Below are 15547 nucleotides of genomic sequence, written 5' to 3' on the forward strand. Positions count from 1 at the left end.
ATCGCTTAGCCGCGCCGGCGGGAAAATTAACGTTAACAGAATGTAATTTTTGGCGAATAAGATATTTATTTCTCAGTATTTTTTAGTTTTAACAAAAATTAGAGTTTGGCAGGAATTAAGAATTGGACTATTTATTTTAATGTCCCGAAACCGTACTTTTGTTATGATCTGGAATTCGTATTCCGTAAAATAAGGTGTTGGAGTGCATATATCCGACCAGGAGACATAATGATATCGACTCCCATTCGACGATTTGGGGCCGCGATACTCATGTTGCTGACCTTGAGTTTTTCTTCTCAGGTTCTGGCCCAGAAGCACGAAAGTAAAGCAACGAGTCACAAAGCCCATACAACGCACGCGAAAGCGAAAAAGACCACGACCACAGCGAAAAAACGACACACAGCGCTGAAGGCCAGCCCAAAAGGCAAAGTACTGGCAAGTAGTAAACAAGAGTATTCTCGCAATAGTGTAAGTAGCAGTACGTTCCCTGACTTGCGAAAATACCCTTCCGGGACACCAAGGAAGAAGGCGTTTCTCCGGACGATTATGCCGTATATCAATCGCCAGAATGCAGCGATTACTGCGGATCGAAACTGGCTGATTTCGAAGCAATACGATGCCCGCTGGTCACCATCTGAAACGGCGCGTCTTAAAGACCTGTCGCGTAAGTATAAAGTGGCCTGGAACGGCAACACTAAACGCGTGCCGTGGAATGCACTGCTGGATCGGGTAGATATTATTCCGACCAATATGGTTGCTACCATGGCGGCGGCTGAAAGCGGCTGGGGGACCTCCAGACTGGCGCGCAGCAATAACAACCTGTTCGGTATGAAGTGCGTGAAAGGGCACTGTACCGGGGCTGCGGGCAAGGTGAAGGGCTATTCGCACTTTGAGTCGGTCAATGAATCTGTGGCGGCGTATGTGGCTAACCTGAATACGCATAATGCGTATAAATCATTCCGTAAAGAGCGCGCGAAATTGCGCCGTGCGGATCAGGAAGTGACCGCCAGCAATATGATCCACAAGCTCAAAGGGTATTCCACCCGCGGGCAGAGCTACAATAACTATCTGTTTGCCATGTACCAGAGCAACCAGAACCTGATGGCCGCCTATTAATCCCGGCCGGATAAAAACGCCTTCTTCGTAAGGCGTTTTTTTATTGTGCTTTATTCGTTGATTTCGCTGTTTTTCCCCCGGTGCTCCCCGGGGGTTATTCCGTAGGCTTTCTTGAAGACTGAATAAAAATACTGCAACGACGGGTAGCCGCACATCTGTGATATTTCACTGAGTGATAATGACGTGCTGGAAATTAAACTTCTGGCCCGCTCCAGCTTCTCATTGTGAATAATCGCGTGGATAGTCTCGCCCACCTCTTCTTTAAAACGCTTCTCCAGATTCGAGCGGGAAATCCCTACCGCGTCCAGCACCTGCTCCACTTTAATGCCCTTGCAGGCGTGGTTGCGGATATAGTGCATCGCCTGGATAACCGCCGGATCGCACAGCGAGCGGTAATCGGTGGAGCGGCGTTCAATCACCCGGGCGGGCGGCACCAGGATGCGCTGTAGCGGTAGCTGTTCGTTGTTCAGCAGGCGGTGCAGTAACTTGGCGGCCTGGTAGCCCATCTGCCGCGTGCCCTGGGCCACAGACGAAAGCGCCACCCGGGAGAGGTAGCGGATCATCTCTTCGTTGTCGATGCCAATGACCGGGAGCTTCTCCGGCACCGGCAGGTGCAGGTTGTCGCACACCTGCAGCAGGTGCCTGGCCCGGGCGTCGGTAACGGCGATAATCCCGGTCTGGGGGGGCAGGGTCTGTATCCAGTCTGCCAGCCGGTTCTGAGCGTGCTGCCAGTTGTCTGGCGTGGTTTCCAGCCCCTGATAGACTGCCCCGGGGTAGGCTTCGCTGGCGACTATCTGGCGAAAGGCGTGTTCCCGCTCGGCGGCCCAGCGCTTACCGCTGGAGGCAGGCAGCCCGTAGAAGGCGAAGCGGTTAATGCCTTTTTCTTTAAGGTGCAGAAAGGCGCTGTTGACCAGCTGGTGATTGTCGGTGGCGATGTAGTGCACCGGGGGGTAGTCTTCCGGGCGGTGATAGGAGCCACCCACGCCAACGATGGGCACGCCGGTGGCCCGGAGTAAGGACTCTATCTCTTTGTCGTCAAAATCCGCAATCACGCCATCGCCCAGCCACTCGCCGATGGTGTCGAGCCGGGTGCGGAAATCCTCCTCCATAAAGATGTCCCACCCCAGTTGTGACGCCTGGAGATACTCGCCAACCCCTTCAATCACCTGGCGATCGTAGGCTTTGTTGGCGTTAAACAGCAGTGTGATGCGATGACGTTTTTCGTGCATGCCGGATCTCATCCTGTATATGGTTTTTATGAACCAGATAGCAAAAGGCCACAATCGTTATCGTACCGATCGTGGCCAGGCCTGAGAAGAACAGATCAGCCGCGGGAGATTTGCGCTTCACGCGCCTGCGGGGTGTTTTCTGACCATAAAGATTCCAGCTCTTCCAGGGTCTTGCCTTTGGTTTCCGGGACAAACTTCCACATAAACAGCGCAGCCAGCACGCCCATACAGCCGTAGATCCAGTAAGAGAATCCGTTGTTAAAGTGGGAGACCAGCCAGGAGTTTTTGTCCATCATCGGGAAGGTCCAGGAGACAAAGTAGTTTGCCAGCCACTGGGCCGCCACCGCAATGGCCAGCGCCTTGCCACGGATCGCATTCGGGAAAATTTCTGCCAGCAGCACCCAGCATACGGGCCCCCAGGACATGGCAAACGCCGCCACGTAGAACAGCATCGCCAGCAGGGCGATAACACCGGACCACTGGGCGTAGAACGCCGTCCCGAGGACGAACATCCCCAGCGCCATTCCCACCGCGCCAATAATCTGCAGCGGCTTACGGCCAAATTTATCCACCGTCATGATAGCCAGCACGGTAAAGCTCAGGTTGATCACCCCGACAATAATGGTCTGCAACAGGGCAAGGTCGGTACTGGCACCCAGGGTTTTAAACACTTCCGGGGCGTAGTACAGCACCACGTTTATCCCGACAAACTGCTGGAACACGGAGAGCATCACACCGATAACAATCACCCCGAGGCCGAACATCATCAGGCGCCCGCCGGTCTGCTTACCGTGCTCAATAGAGTGGGCAATATCCCGGGCGGCCACAGTGGCCTGGGTTTTGCCCATGATTTTTTCCAGCACCCCTTCAGCCAGCTGATGGCGGCCTTTAGCGATAAGCCAGCGCGGGCTTTCCGGCACGGTAAATAACAGGCCAAAGAATAACAGCGCCGGGATCGCTTCTGAGGCGAACATATAGCGCCAGCCAATGCTGTGCAGCCAGGAGGCATCGCCCGAGCGGGCAATAAAATAGTTAACGCAATACACCAGTAACTGGCCAAAAATAATGGCGAACTGGTTACAGGAGACCAGCTTACCGCGAATATTAGCCGGGGCGACTTCTGCGATATACATCGGCGAAAGCATTGACGCCAGCCCCACCCCGATACCGCCAATAATCCGGTAAATAACAAATTCAGGAATATAGCCAGATAAATAATAAGGGATCCCTTCGCTACTATCAGCAATGCTTCTGAGACCCAGCTCCGGCCAGGCGGAACCGACCGCGGAAATAAAAAACAGCAGTGCGGCAATTTTTAATGCATTACGGCGGCCGAAATAATTACTGCACACGCCACCCAGTGCCCCACCGATAATACAGCCAATCAGGGCGCTGGCGACACAGAAGCCCAGCAGCGAGTTGGCTGCCGCCTCCCCGAGCCCCCGGGGCTCCACAAACACTTTACTGATCGATTCAACCGCACCGGAAATCACGGCGGTATCATAACCAAACAGCAGCCCGCCCAGCGCGGCCACCACCGTGATATTAAACACATAAGATGAATTATATTGAGCTGTCATGTATTGCCCTGCCTTATTTTTTTCAGACATGCAACATTCAGCGGGTGGCGTTACTGGCCTGCCAGCACCACTAAACAAAGATGTGTAGGGTATAAAAAACCTGATGCACCGCACAGGCGACATGAATAATTTCCCGATATCCCTCCTGCAGCGCAGCAGATTTATTTCCCTCCTATCCTTATTGGCCTGCTGGCGGCAGGCAATTACCATATTTGGTATTCTTATTATCAATTATTACTTCTATGAGACATTTCACAAATCATTCACTTTTATCTCCGTGGGGCTATTTTTTGCGACCAGTACCACAATAAGTAATTCTCTGAACCGGGCTGTAAAATAACGTAATTGCCGGAATGCGTAATGGGCCGCAGGATGAATCCCGTAGCATCAAACCTATTTCAAGGAGCGCATCATGCCGACCTATTTTGACCAGATTGACCGGGTACGTTTTGAAGGCCCGAAAACCACCAACCCACTGGCGTTTCGTCATTACAATCCGGACGAACTGGTTCTGGGTAAGCGCATGGAAGATCACCTGCGCTTTGCCGCCTGCTACTGGCATAACTTCTGCTGGAACGGGGCGGATATGTTCGGGGTGGGCTCCTTTGACCGCCCGTGGCAGCACCCGGGCAGCGCACTGGAAATGGCCCGCCAGAAAGCAGATGTGGCGTTCGAATTCTTCCATAAACTGAATGTGCCTTACTACTGCTTCCACGATGTGGATGTCTCCCCGGAAGGTGCCTCCTTAAAAGAGTACCTGGAAAACTTTGCCCACATGGTCGATGTGCTGGCTGAAAAACAGCAGCAGAGCGGTGTCAAACTGCTGTGGGGCACGGCAAACTGCTTTACTAACCCGCGCTTCGGGGCCGGTGCCGCCACCAACCCGGATCCGGAAGTGTTCGCCATGGCCGCCACCCAGGTGTTTACCGCCATGAACGCGACCCAGAAACTGGGCGGTGAAAACTATGTGCTGTGGGGGGGCCGTGAGGGCTATGAATCCCTGCTGAATACAGATTTACGCCAGGAGCGTGAACAGATCGGCCGCTTTATGCAGATGGTGGTTGAGCACAAACACAAAATTGGCTTCCGGGGCACACTGCTGATTGAGCCAAAACCGCAGGAGCCGACCAAGCACCAGTATGATTACGATGTGGCGACCGTTTATGGCTTCCTGAAGCAGTTCGGCCTGGAAAAAGAGATTAAAGTGAACATTGAGGCGAACCACGCCACCCTGGCCGGTCACTCTTTCCACCATGAAATCGCCAGCGCCATTGCCCTTGGGATCTTCGGCTCGGTGGATGCCAACCGTGGCGACGCGCAACTGGGCTGGGATACAGACCAGTTCCCGAACAGCGTGGAAGAGAACAGCCTGGTGATGTATGAAATCCTCAAAGCCGGGGGCTTCACCACCGGTGGCCTGAACTTTGACGCCAAAGTGCGCCGCCAGAGCACCGACAAATACGATCTGTTCTACGGCCATATCGGCGCGATGGATACCATGGCGCTCTCCCTGAAGATTGCCGCGCGCATGATTGAAGACGGCGAGCTGGATAAACGCGTTGCCCGTCGCTACAGCGGCTGGAGCAGCGAGCTGGGCCAGCAGATCCTCAAAGGGCAGATGTCCCTGGCGCAGCTTGCCCAGTATGCTCAGCAGCATCAGCTGGATCCGCACCACCAGAGCGGCCACCAGGAGCTGCTGGAGAATCTGGTCAACCACTATATTTTTGATAAATAAGCCCTGTCGCGCCACGCTCTGCGTGGCGCACCCTTTATGGAGCCAACGCTATGTATATCGGGATCGATCTGGGAACCTCCGGGGTAAAGGTGATTTTACTGAGCGAACAGGGCGAGGTGCTGGCCAGCAGTACCTCGCCGCTGACCGTTTCACGCCCCCGGGAATTGTGGTCTGAACAGGATCCGCAACAGTGGTGGCAGGCGACAGATAGCGCAATGCAGGCGCTGGCTGCGCAACATCCGCTGGATCAGGTCCGCGCCATTGGCTTGTCCGGGCAGATGCACGGCGCCACACTGCTGGACAGCCAGCAGCGGGTGCTGCGCCCGGCCATTTTATGGAACGACGGGCGCTGCGGCGAAGAGTGCCGTCTGCTGGAACAGCAGGTGCCGGACTCCCGCCAGATTACCGGCAACCTGATGATGCCGGGCTTTACCGCCCCGAAACTGCTGTGGGTAGCCCGCCACGAGCCGGAGATCTTCCGCCAGGTGGCGAAGGTGCTGCTGCCTAAAGATTATTTACGCCTGCGCATGACCGGCGACTACGCCAGCGATATGTCAGACAGCGCTGGCACCCTGTGGATGGATGTGGCCAGCCGGGACTGGAGCGACAAGCTGCTGGCCGCCTGCCACCTCACCCGGGACCATATGCCCGCCCTGTATGAGGGCTGCGATATCACCGGGGAGCTGCTGCCTGAGATTGCCCGCCGCTGGCAGATGCCGGTGGTGCCGGTGGTGGCCGGTGGTGGCGATAACGCCGCCGGTGCCGTGGGGGTAGGGATGGCAGACGCCGGGCAGGCGATGCTCTCCCTGGGGACCTCCGGGGTCTATTTTGCCGTGAGCGACGGCTTCCTGAGTAACCCGGAAAGCGCGGTGCACAGTTTCTGCCACGCCCTGCCTGAGCGCTGGCATTTGATGTCGGTGATGCTGAGTGCGGCTTCCTGCCTGGACTGGGCTGCCCGGCTGACCGGCATGGCGGATGTGCCCGCATTACTGGCTGGCGCAGAGCAGGCCAGCGATACCGCGGGCGACTTGTGGTTTCTGCCTTACCTGTCCGGGGAGCGCACCCCCCATAACAACCCGGCCGCTAAAGGGGTCTTTTTCGGCCTGACCCACCAGCATGGCCCGGCGGAGCTGGCGAAAGCGGTGCTGGAAGGGGTGGGCTATGGCCTGGCCCAGGGGATGGATATCGTGAACGCCTGCGGCGTTGCCCCCCGGAGTATTACGCTGATTGGCGGCGGGGCGCGCAGCCCGTACTGGCGCCAGATGCTGGCAGATATTAGCGGCCAGACCCTCGACTACCGCACCGGTGCCGAGGTCGGGCCTGCGCTGGGGGCCGCAAGGCTTGCGCAGATTGCCATGTCCCCCGGGGTAGCCTTAAGCACGTTGCTGCCGCCGCTGCCGCTTGAGCAGCAGCACATTCCGGACGCGGCGCGCACAGCCCGCTACCGGGAGAAACGCGAAACGTTCGCGCGGCTATATCAGCAGCTTGCACCGCTGATGGTCTGATAAAAAATGCCGGGCAATGCCCGGCATTTTTCTGGATATTTACTGATAGGCCAGCGCTTTAATGGTATGACCATGACGCGCCATAATTTCTGCAAATTCGGCATCCAGCTTTGCTTCCTGCCAGGCGTTAAAATCATCGCGGCTGATCAGCACCGCCGCTGAGCCATCACGGCGGGTAATTTCGACGGGCTCCCCGGCGGTGGCGGCGTCCATGACTTCAGAAATATGCTGGCGGGCCTGTGAGGTCGTATAAGTGCGCATAACCGCTCCATTAATGTACAGATGACAGGTACAACTCCTGGCTATATTTTGCACATATTCTCCGCCCCGGCGAGCCCTTTTTGCTAACTCACCAGCCGGTGCTTATCCAGGCGCTGTAACCCGGCGGATAATACCAGGCTTCCCCCCAGTGCGACCGTAAATACCCAGACCATATCCAGCAGCGGCCAGCGGGTCAGCACCAGATTGTGGTGGCGCAGGGCGTGGATTATCAGCGCGTGAAAGCCGTAAATCCCCAGCGAGTGGCGCGACACCAGGCCGAGGAACGCCAGAGAGCGGTCATTAACGCGGTTTTTAACGTACAGCAACAGGGCCGGGGCGGCGATAAACACCAGCGGCCCGCAGTAGAGGTAAAACGTGTCGGCAAAATTGCCGCGCCAGAGCAGCTCATGGCGCGTCCCGAAGGCGATACCCAGCACCGCAAGGCCAAACCCGACCAGGGGCCAACTGCCCAGCCGCTCGCTGGACATCTCGCCCAGCACCCGGCCCAGAATGCCGTACAGCAGGTAGTAGAAGGTTTCGCCGCCAATGTATAAATTGAACGGCAGGATCTTCATGCCGTGGATAACCAGTGGCGGCGTGTTCGGGTTAGCAATAATGCCCAGTACCAGCAACAGGCCCAGCAGGGTGCCCGGCGGGCACTTTTTTACCTGAATCAGCGGCGAGAGCAGGTAAATCACCAGCAGGGCGAAGAAAAACCACAGGTGATAAAACACCGGTTTCTGAAACAGATGGAGCAGCGAGGCGTGGGGGCTTATCCGGGTGGCGAAGGTGATATAGAGCAATGCCACCAGGCTGTAAAACAGTAAGCATGCGCCAACCCGCAGAAAATGGCGGCGGCGTGCGCTACGCTCCCCGAAAAACAGATAGCCTGAAATCATAAAAAACAGCGGCACGCTGACCCGGGAGGCGGAATTAAGCAGGTTAGCGATATCCCAGCCGGGCGTGGGAGGGCGCTGGGGGTGGGTGGTCAGCACCCATGTTGTGGTATGGATAACCACCACCATCAGGCAGGCTATCCCGCGCAGATTATCTATCCAGTTTATTTTTTGCTGCATGAACTCCCCTGGGTAACTGTGATCCAGTAGCACAGTGTGGCGGCTGAATCTTCACCGTGCAGCCAGGTAAAATCTGAGTTTTACCCGCCAGGCGGGAAGCAAAGGTGCAGGTTACGGCGCAATAGGCCACACTGTTGCGCGCAGAATAATAACGGCTTTACTACCACGATGGCGAAAAGTTATGGATAAAAAACGCCGGCTTGCAGGGCTGGTTACCCTTGTCTTACTGGGGCTGACCGGATGCAGTCATACCGAAGAGCATCAGCAATATGCGCAGCGGGCCCACACGGCACCGGTACGCCAGTTTGATATGGAGCAGTCCTGCCGTGATGCGGCGGCTATGCGCTACAACACCCGGGCCCAGCAATTAACCATCAGCCAGCTGGAGCGCTTTCAGGGCAGTTATGAAGTGAGCGGCACCACCCGCCGCGAGGAGCATTTCACCTGTTCGTTTGACGATGCCGGGCAGTTTTTGCACTTATCCATGCGCTGATCCCCCCTGCTCGGGCACGAAAGCGCCGTTTACGGCCAATTTGTCGCGGTATCTGCGCCATTCACCGGTATACTGTCCCCACTCTGGCTGGCAGTAATGCGCGGCCAAAACGTCGCTGGCGTGCCAGGCGCGTCCTGCGGTGGCCGGTTGTCAACCCGCCACCCGTGATGCAACTTGACTGCTTTTGAGTATATACTGGTCGCTTCCTCATAAAACCACCCGTATCGCGTGCGAAAGAATATGCAAAAGTTTGATACCAGGACCTTTCAGGGCCTGATCCTGACCTTACAGGATTACTGGGCTCGCCAGGGCTGCACCATTGTTCAACCTCTGGACATGGAAGTTGGCGCCGGAACCTCACACCCGATGACCTGCCTGCGCGCGCTTGGCCCGGAGCCAATTGCCGCCGCCTATGTGCAGCCGTCACGCCGTCCGACCGATGGCCGCTACGGCGAAAACCCGAACCGCTTACAGCACTACTACCAGTTCCAGGTGATCATTAAGCCGTCACCGGACAACATTCAGGAGCTGTACCTCGGCTCGCTGAAAGAGCTGGGGCTGGACCCGACCATTCACGATATTCGCTTCGTGGAAGACAACTGGGAAAACCCGACCCTGGGCGCATGGGGCCTGGGCTGGGAAGTGTGGCTCAACGGGATGGAAGTGACCCAGTTCACTTACTTCCAGCAGGTGGGTGGTCTGGAGTGTAAGCCGGTAACCGGCGAAATCACTTACGGCCTGGAGCGCCTGGCCATGTATATCCAGGGCGTAGACAGCGTTTACGACCTGGTCTGGAGCGACGGCCCGCTGGGTAAAACCACCTACGGCGACGTGTTCCACCAGAACGAAGTGGAGCAGTCCACTTACAACTTCGAATATGCAGACGTGGATTTCCTGTTCACCTGTTTCGAGCAGTATGAGAAAGAAGCCCAGCAGCTGCTGGCGCTGGAAAAACCGCTGCCGTTACCGGCCTATGAACGCATTCTGAAAGCCGCACACAGCTTTAACCTGCTGGATGCCCGCAAAGCTATCTCGGTGACGGAACGCCAGCGCTATATTCTGCGCATCCGCACCCTGACCAAAGCGGTGGCGGAAGCGTACTACGCTTCCCGTGAAGCGCTCGGCTTCCCGATGTGTCACAAGTCAGATAATAAGTAAGAGGTCGCCATGTCTGAGAATACATTTCTGGTGGAAATCGGCACTGAAGAGCTGCCACCGAAAGCCCTGCGCAGCCTGGCCGAATCCTTTGCTGCTAACTTTACTGCCGAACTGGACAACGCGGGCCTGGCCCACGGCCAGGTTGAGTGGTTTGCTGCCCCGCGCCGTCTGGCGCTGAAAGTCGCCGGTATGGCGAGCGCTCAGCCGGATCGCGAAGTGGAAAAACGCGGCCCGGCCATTGCCCAGGCCTTTGATGCGGAAGGTAACCCGAGCAAAGCCGCCGCAGGCTGGGCCCGCGGTTGCGGTATCAGCGTTGATCAGGCCGAGCGCCTGGTGACCGACAAAGGCGAATGGCTGCTGTATCGTGCCCATGTGAAAGGCGAAAGCGCCCAGGCGCTGTTACCGAACATGGTGGCGACCTCGCTGGCGAAATTGCCGGTCCCGAAACTGATGCGCTGGGGTGATTCCGACGAGCACTTTGTGCGCCCGGTTCACACGGTGACCCTGCTGCTGGGCAGTGAGCTGATCCCGGCGACGATTCTGGGCATTCAGTCCGATCGCGTGATTCGCGGCCACCGCTTTATGGGTGAGCAGTCCTTCACGATTGATAGTGCAGATCAGTACCCTGAAATCCTGCGTGAGCGCGGTAAAGTGGTGGCGGACTACGCCGAGCGTAAAGCCCGCATTAAAGCCGACGCCGAAGCCGCTGCCCGCCACATTGGCGGTAATGCGGATCTCAGCGACAGCCTGCTGGAAGAGGTGGCCTCCCTGGTGGAATGGCCGGTGGTGCTGACGGCGAAATTTGAAGAAAAATTCCTCGCTGTACCGGCAGAAGCCCTGGTCTACACCATGAAAGGTGACCAGAAATACTTCCCGGTCTATGCCGCAGACGGCAAACTGCTGCCGAACTTTATCTTCGTGGCGAACATTGAGTCTAAAGATCCGCAGCAGATTATTTCCGGTAACGAAAAAGTAGTGCGCCCGCGCCTGGCGGATGCGGAGTTCTTCTTTAATACCGACCGCAAAAAACGCCTGGAAGACAACCTGCCGCGCCTGGAGACGGTCCTGTTCCAGAAACAGCTCGGCACTCTGCGCGACAAAACCGACCGTATTGAAGCGCTGTCTGGCTGGATTGCCCGCCAGATTGGGGCAGATGTGAACCACGCTACCCGCGCGGGCCTGCTCTCCAAGTGCGATCTGATGACCAACATGGTGTTTGAATTTACCGACACCCAGGGCGTCATGGGGATGCACTATGCCCGCCACGACGGCGAAGCCGAAGATGTGGCCGTGGCCCTGAATGAGCAGTACATGCCGCGCTTTGCCGGTGATGCGCTGCCTTCAAGCCTGGTGGCCTGTGCAGTGGCGATTGCCGACAAAATGGACACCCTGGCGGGTATCTTCGGCATTGGTCAGCACCCGAAAGGGGACAAAGACCCGTTCGCCCTGCGCCGTGCGGCACTGGGGGTTCTGCGGATCATTGTTGAGAAAAACCTGCCGCTGGATCTGCAAACCCTGACGGAAGAAGCCGCCCGCCTGTACGGCGACAAGCTGACCAACGTGAACGTGGTCGACGATGTGGTGGACTTTATGCTGGGCCGTTTCCGCGCCTGGTATCAGGAAGAAGGCCACGCGGTAGACACCATCCAGGCGGTGCTGGCGCGCCGTCCGACCCGCCCGGCAGATTTCGACGCCCGGGTGAAAGCGGTCAGCCATTTCCGTACCCTGGAAGAAGCTGCCTCCCTGGCCGCTGCCAACAAGCGCGTGTCCAACATTCTGGCGAAGTCTGAAGAGACCCTGAATGACATTGTCCACGCCTCGCTGCTGACCGAAGAGGCCGAGATAAAACTGGCCCGGGATCTGGTGGTTCTGCGCGACAAGCTACAGCCCTGGTTTGAAGCGGGTCGCTACCAGGACGCGCTGATTGAGCTGGCTCAGCTGCGCGCCCCGGTGGATGCGTTCTTCGAGCAGGTGATGGTTAACGCGCCGGAAAAAGAGATCCGTCTTAACCGTCTGACATTGCTGAACAAACTGCGCGAGCTGTTCCTGCAGGTAGCGGATATTTCGCTGCTGCAATAATTGCCGCCGGTTAGCATATTCAAACCCGCCGCTCAGGCGGGTTTATTCTTTTTGGGTGGTATAGCCTCAGGGGCTATTAAGTCACGGTGTGTTGGACTATTCTTAGCACCGTTGGCGGCACATTTGCGCTTTTTTTATTGGGTAACAGGAGTAAAAAAATGGCGACAGGTAAGTCCTGCTCTCGCTGGTTAGCATCTCTGGCAGCGATTGTCATGGTAGTGAGTTTAAGTGGGTGTTTTGACAAAGAAGGCGAGCAGCGCAAAGCGTTTATCGATTTCCTGCAGAATACCGCCATGCGTAGCGGCGAACATCTGCCGACGCTGACCTCTGACCAGCGTAAACAGTTCGGGCCGTTTGTCTCTGACTACGCCATTCTGTACGGCTACTCCCAGCAGATTAGCCAGGCGGTGGATTCCGGGATCAGACCCGTGGTCGACAGCGTGAATAGCATCCGTGTGCCGCAGGATTATGCGACCCAGCGTGAAACCCTGTCCCAGATTAACGGCTCGCTGGGTGTGCTGAGCCAGCAGATCCAGAGCGCCAGAATGCAGGCAGACAGCGCCCGGGCGACCTTAAAACAGAATGATGAACTCAAAGCGGTGTACGACAAGGTATACCAGAAAGTGGTCTCCGGCACTGCGGCAACCCTGGAGCCGCTGATCCCGGCCGCCCAGACGCTGACCGCGCAACTGGTGCAGGTGGGGGATTTCATTCAGCAGCAGGGCACGCAGGTGGGCTTTGTGGCAAACGGGATCCAGTTCCCGACCTCTCAGCAGGCCAGCCAGTACAACAGCCTGATTGGGCCGCTGGCTTCCCAGCAGCAGGCCTTTAACCAGGCCTGGAGCAGCGCTTCTGCCAGCATGCAGTAAGCGATAACATACCGGGGCAACCGCCCCGGTATGGGTGTATCACTTCAGCGCCTGCGGGTTCACGCAGTTCTGCGCAACATTCCCCTGCATGGCATTGATCAGGTTATCGACCGCACAGGCCGCCATATTGTAGCGGGTTTCGTGGGTGGCCGAGCCAATATGCGGCAGCGCCACCACATTGGGCATACTCAGCAGCGGTGAATCTGGCGCCAGGGGCTCGCGTTCAAACACATCCAGCCCGGCGGCGTGAATCACCTTGTTGTTCAGGGCATCGATCAGTGCCGCTTCATCCACGACCGGGCCACGCCCGCCGTTGATCAGAATGGCGGACGGCTTCATCAGCGCCAGTTTTTCCGCATTGATCAGGTGATGGGTCTGCGCCGTCAGCGGCAGCACGATACAGACAAAATCAGCCTCTCTGAGCAGGGTATCCAGCGGGCAATAGCGGGCATTAAAGCGCTCTTCGGCCTGGGGGTGATGGCTGCGGGCGTTGTAGAGAATTGGCATATCAAAGCCAAAGTGCGCGCGCTGAGCCAGGGCCAGGCCGATACGCCCCATACCGACAATCCCCAGGGTTTTGTGGTGGACATCCGTACCGAACCGCTCCGGGCCAATGCTTTTGGTCCACTTGCCTTGTTTTACCCACTCTGCCACTTCCACCACCCGGCGGGCGGTGGTCAGCATCAGGGCCATCAGCGTATCGGCGACGGTTTCGGTGAGCACGGTGGGGGTGTGCATCAGGGCGATGTGGCGGGCCGAAAGGGCATCGACATCAAAATTGTCGTACCCCACCGAAATGGTCGAGCTGACGCGCAGTGCGGGCATCTTCTCCAGCAGGGCCGGGCCCACCTTTTCACTGGAACCCAGTAACCCTTCGGCCCGGGCGAAAGCCTGCGCATGCTGTGCCACGGTCTCCGGGCGCAGATCCGGCACGCGGGTAACGGAAAAGTGCTCCTCTACGCGGGACAGCAGATCATCAGGCAGGGTTTTATACAAAATAACGGACGGCTTCATAACGGGCTCCGTAAACAGAAAAGAAACAGCAGGCGGCCGGGGCCGCCTGCCCTGTCAGGCGTGGTGCTGTGCGCTGGCCGGGATCGTCTGGCGGCTGGCCGGGCGGACAATTAATGTCAGCCACACGGCCACCAGCAGTGCGCCCCCCATAAAGATAAAAGAGGCGGAAGGGCTGCCGGTCGCCCCGTTGAGGTAACCCACAAACCAGGAGCCGAAGAACGACCCCAGGGCCCCCATACTGTTGATAAGCGCCATGGCGCCACCGGCCACGTTACGCGGCAGCATCTCCGGAATAATCGCGAAGAACGGCCCGTAAGGGGCATACATGGCGGCACCGGCAATCACCAGCAGGGTGTAGGAGACCCAGAAGTGATCCGGGCCGACCGCCCAGGAGCCGATAAACGCCAGTGCGCCCACCAGCAGCAGCGGCCAGACAAACAGTTTCCGGTTGTGCATCTTGTCAGAGGCCCAGGAGACCACAATCATGGCGATAGTTGCCGCCAGATAGGGCACAGAGCTCAGCCAGCCCACATCGACCATACTCAGGTTAGCACTGCCCGCGTGGATAATGGAAGGCAGCCACAGCACAAAGCCATACACCCCGATACTCCAGGCAAAGTATTGCATACACAGCAGGATAACGTTGCGCGAGCGGAACGCCTCGCCGTAGTTACGCACCGCCTTGATACCGGCCTGCTCTTTGTCCAGCTCTGCCTGCAGTGCGGCTTTCTCGTCGGCGGCCAGCCAGCTGACCTGGCCGGGTTTATCTTTTACCAGCACCCACCAGCAGAAGGCCCAGAGCACCGCCGGTACCCCTTCGATAATAAACATTTCCCGCCAGCCAAAGGCCTGAATCAGGTAGCCGGAGACAATCGACATCCACAGCACGGTGACCGGGTTACCGAGGATCAGGAAAGTGTTCGCCCGGGAGCGTTCCGACTGGGTAAACCAGTTGCTGATATAAATCAGCATGGCGGGCATGACCGCCGCCTCAACAACCCCGAGAATAAAACGAATGGCGGCCAGCATCGGAATATTGCTGACCATCCCGGTCAGCGAGGCGCAGCCCCCCCACAGGATCAGACAGACAAAAATCAGCTTACGCACGCTGCGGCGCTCTGCGTACAGGGCACCGGGGATCTGGAAGAAGAAATAACCGAGGAAGAACAGCGCCCCCAGCAGTGAGGAGATCCCCTTAGTGATCCCCAGATCGTCATTGATCCCGGCGGCGGAAGCAAAGCTGAAGTTCGCCCGGTCCAGGTAGGCCAGGCTGTAGGTAATAAAGATGATTGGCATGATGTACAGCCAGCGTTTTGGAGCATTCGTCGGGCTTTTCATAGGCTTGCCTCTGTGTTGAGGTTGAGCGTCATACCGGTGTGTAGGGTAGCGGCTGATGCTGACGCATTAACAAGTGTATGCACTACTGAGTCCA

General features: G+C 57.4%; 13 protein-coding genes. 7 read left to right on the forward strand and 6 right to left on the reverse strand.

Translation table 11 applies throughout. From position 1 onward, the window contains the following. Positions 1-228 precede the first annotated feature (228 nt). Entirely contained in the window at positions 229-1116 is an 888-nt protein-coding gene (locus EBL_RS00535) for a protein bax (RefSeq protein WP_002440691.1), read from the forward strand. Positions 1117-1166: 50 nt separating this feature from the next. Here EBL_RS00535 and xylR read toward each other — a convergent pair whose 3' ends face one another. Then, positions 1167-2345, reverse strand: coding sequence for a D-xylose utilization transcriptional activator XylR (gene xylR, locus EBL_RS00540; protein ID WP_002440689.1), 1179 nt, complete (start codon positions 2343-2345; stop codon positions 1167-1169). Between the two features lie 95 nt (positions 2346-2440). Beyond that, complete coding sequence (gene xylE, locus EBL_RS00545; RefSeq protein ID WP_081489151.1) at positions 2441-3955, reverse strand: D-xylose transporter XylE; 1515 nt, start codon at positions 3953-3955, stop codon at positions 2441-2443. Between the two features lie 382 nt (positions 3956-4337). Here xylE and xylA point away from each other — a divergent pair, with 382 nt between their 5' ends. Both xylA and xylB read left to right on the forward strand, forming a co-directional pair. Continuing rightward, the gene (gene xylA / locus EBL_RS00555) at positions 4338-5660 is read left to right on the forward strand and encodes a xylose isomerase (RefSeq protein WP_002440685.1); all 1323 of its coding nucleotides are present in this window, start codon (positions 4338-4340) and stop codon (positions 5658-5660) included. Positions 5661-5710: 50 nt separating this feature from the next. After that, positions 5711-7165, forward strand: coding sequence for a xylulokinase (gene xylB, locus EBL_RS00560; RefSeq protein WP_002440683.1), 1455 nt, complete (start codon positions 5711-5713; stop codon positions 7163-7165). 39 nt (positions 7166-7204) lie between these two features. Here xylB and EBL_RS00565 read toward each other — a convergent pair whose 3' ends face one another. Continuing rightward, positions 7205-7426, reverse strand: a complete 222-nt coding sequence (locus EBL_RS00565) for a type II toxin-antitoxin system Phd/YefM family antitoxin (protein ID WP_002440681.1) — start codon at positions 7424-7426, stop codon at positions 7205-7207. A gap of 83 nt (positions 7427-7509) precedes the next feature. Continuing rightward, on the reverse strand, positions 7510-8502 hold the full coding sequence (locus EBL_RS00570; protein ID WP_002440679.1) for an acyltransferase: 993 nt from the start codon (positions 8500-8502) through the stop codon (positions 7510-7512). A 181-nt stretch (positions 8503-8683) separates the two neighbouring features. Between EBL_RS00570 and EBL_RS00575 the strand changes: the two genes are divergently transcribed. The 4 genes from EBL_RS00575 to EBL_RS00590 all read left to right on the forward strand — a co-directional run bounded on the left by EBL_RS00575 (position 8684) and on the right by EBL_RS00590 (position 13101). Next, a complete protein-coding gene (locus EBL_RS00575; protein WP_002440677.1) occupies positions 8684-8995 on the forward strand; it encodes a YsaB family lipoprotein in 312 nt (103 codons plus the stop codon). 240 nt (positions 8996-9235) lie between these two features. After that, positions 9236-10153 (forward strand): glycine--tRNA ligase subunit alpha, encoded by a 918-nt coding sequence (gene glyQ, locus EBL_RS00580; protein ID WP_002440676.1) that lies wholly within the window; start codon positions 9236-9238, stop codon positions 10151-10153. Between the two features lie 9 nt (positions 10154-10162). Continuing rightward, positions 10163-12232 (forward strand): glycine--tRNA ligase subunit beta, encoded by a 2070-nt coding sequence (gene glyS / locus EBL_RS00585; protein ID WP_002440674.1) that lies wholly within the window; start codon positions 10163-10165, stop codon positions 12230-12232. Between the two features lie 158 nt (positions 12233-12390). Then, positions 12391-13101 (forward strand): DUF3053 domain-containing protein, encoded by a 711-nt coding sequence (locus EBL_RS00590; RefSeq protein WP_002440672.1) that lies wholly within the window; start codon positions 12391-12393, stop codon positions 13099-13101. Positions 13102-13140: 39 nt separating this feature from the next. Here the strand turns inward: EBL_RS00590 and ghrB are convergent, their stop codons facing one another. Then, a complete protein-coding gene (ghrB, locus tag EBL_RS00595) occupies positions 13141-14115 on the reverse strand; it encodes a glyoxylate/hydroxypyruvate reductase GhrB (RefSeq protein ID WP_002440669.1) in 975 nt (324 codons plus the stop codon). 54 nt (positions 14116-14169) lie between these two features. Then, positions 14170-15453 (reverse strand): MFS transporter, encoded by a 1284-nt coding sequence (locus tag EBL_RS00600; protein ID WP_002440667.1) that lies wholly within the window; start codon positions 15451-15453, stop codon positions 14170-14172. Between the last annotated feature and the right edge of the window lie 94 nt (positions 15454-15547).

The sequence above is a fragment of the Shimwellia blattae DSM 4481 = NBRC 105725 genome (assembly GCF_000262305.1).
Taxonomy (GTDB): Bacteria; Pseudomonadota; Gammaproteobacteria; order Enterobacterales; family Enterobacteriaceae; genus Shimwellia; species Shimwellia blattae.

What these genes read in the sequence shown, in the direction of transcription:
- EBL_RS00535 (WP_002440691.1), top strand. Translation starts at nt 229, where the DNA reads ATGATATCGACTCCCATTCGACGATTTGGGGCCGCGATACTCATGTTG.
- xylR (WP_002440689.1), bottom strand. Translation starts at nt 2,345, where the DNA reads ATGCACGAAAAACGTCATCGCATCACACTGCTGTTTAACGCCAACAAA.
- xylE (WP_081489151.1), bottom strand. Translation starts at nt 3,955, where the DNA reads ATGTCTGAAAAAAATAAGGCAGGGCAATACATGACAGCTCAATATAAT.
- xylA (WP_002440685.1), top strand. Translation starts at nt 4,338, where the DNA reads ATGCCGACCTATTTTGACCAGATTGACCGGGTACGTTTTGAAGGCCCG.
- xylB (WP_002440683.1), top strand. Translation starts at nt 5,711, where the DNA reads ATGTATATCGGGATCGATCTGGGAACCTCCGGGGTAAAGGTGATTTTA.
- EBL_RS00565 (WP_002440681.1), bottom strand. Translation starts at nt 7,426, where the DNA reads ATGCGCACTTATACGACCTCACAGGCCCGCCAGCATATTTCTGAAGTC.
- EBL_RS00570 (WP_002440679.1), bottom strand. Translation starts at nt 8,502, where the DNA reads ATGCAGCAAAAAATAAACTGGATAGATAATCTGCGCGGGATAGCCTGC.
- EBL_RS00575 (WP_002440677.1), top strand. Translation starts at nt 8,684, where the DNA reads ATGGATAAAAAACGCCGGCTTGCAGGGCTGGTTACCCTTGTCTTACTG.
- glyQ (WP_002440676.1), top strand. Translation starts at nt 9,236, where the DNA reads ATGCAAAAGTTTGATACCAGGACCTTTCAGGGCCTGATCCTGACCTTA.
- glyS (WP_002440674.1), top strand. Translation starts at nt 10,163, where the DNA reads ATGTCTGAGAATACATTTCTGGTGGAAATCGGCACTGAAGAGCTGCCA.
- EBL_RS00590 (WP_002440672.1), top strand. Translation starts at nt 12,391, where the DNA reads ATGGCGACAGGTAAGTCCTGCTCTCGCTGGTTAGCATCTCTGGCAGCG.
- ghrB (WP_002440669.1), bottom strand. Translation starts at nt 14,115, where the DNA reads ATGAAGCCGTCCGTTATTTTGTATAAAACCCTGCCTGATGATCTGCTG.
- EBL_RS00600 (WP_002440667.1), bottom strand. Translation starts at nt 15,453, where the DNA reads ATGAAAAGCCCGACGAATGCTCCAAAACGCTGGCTGTACATCATGCCA.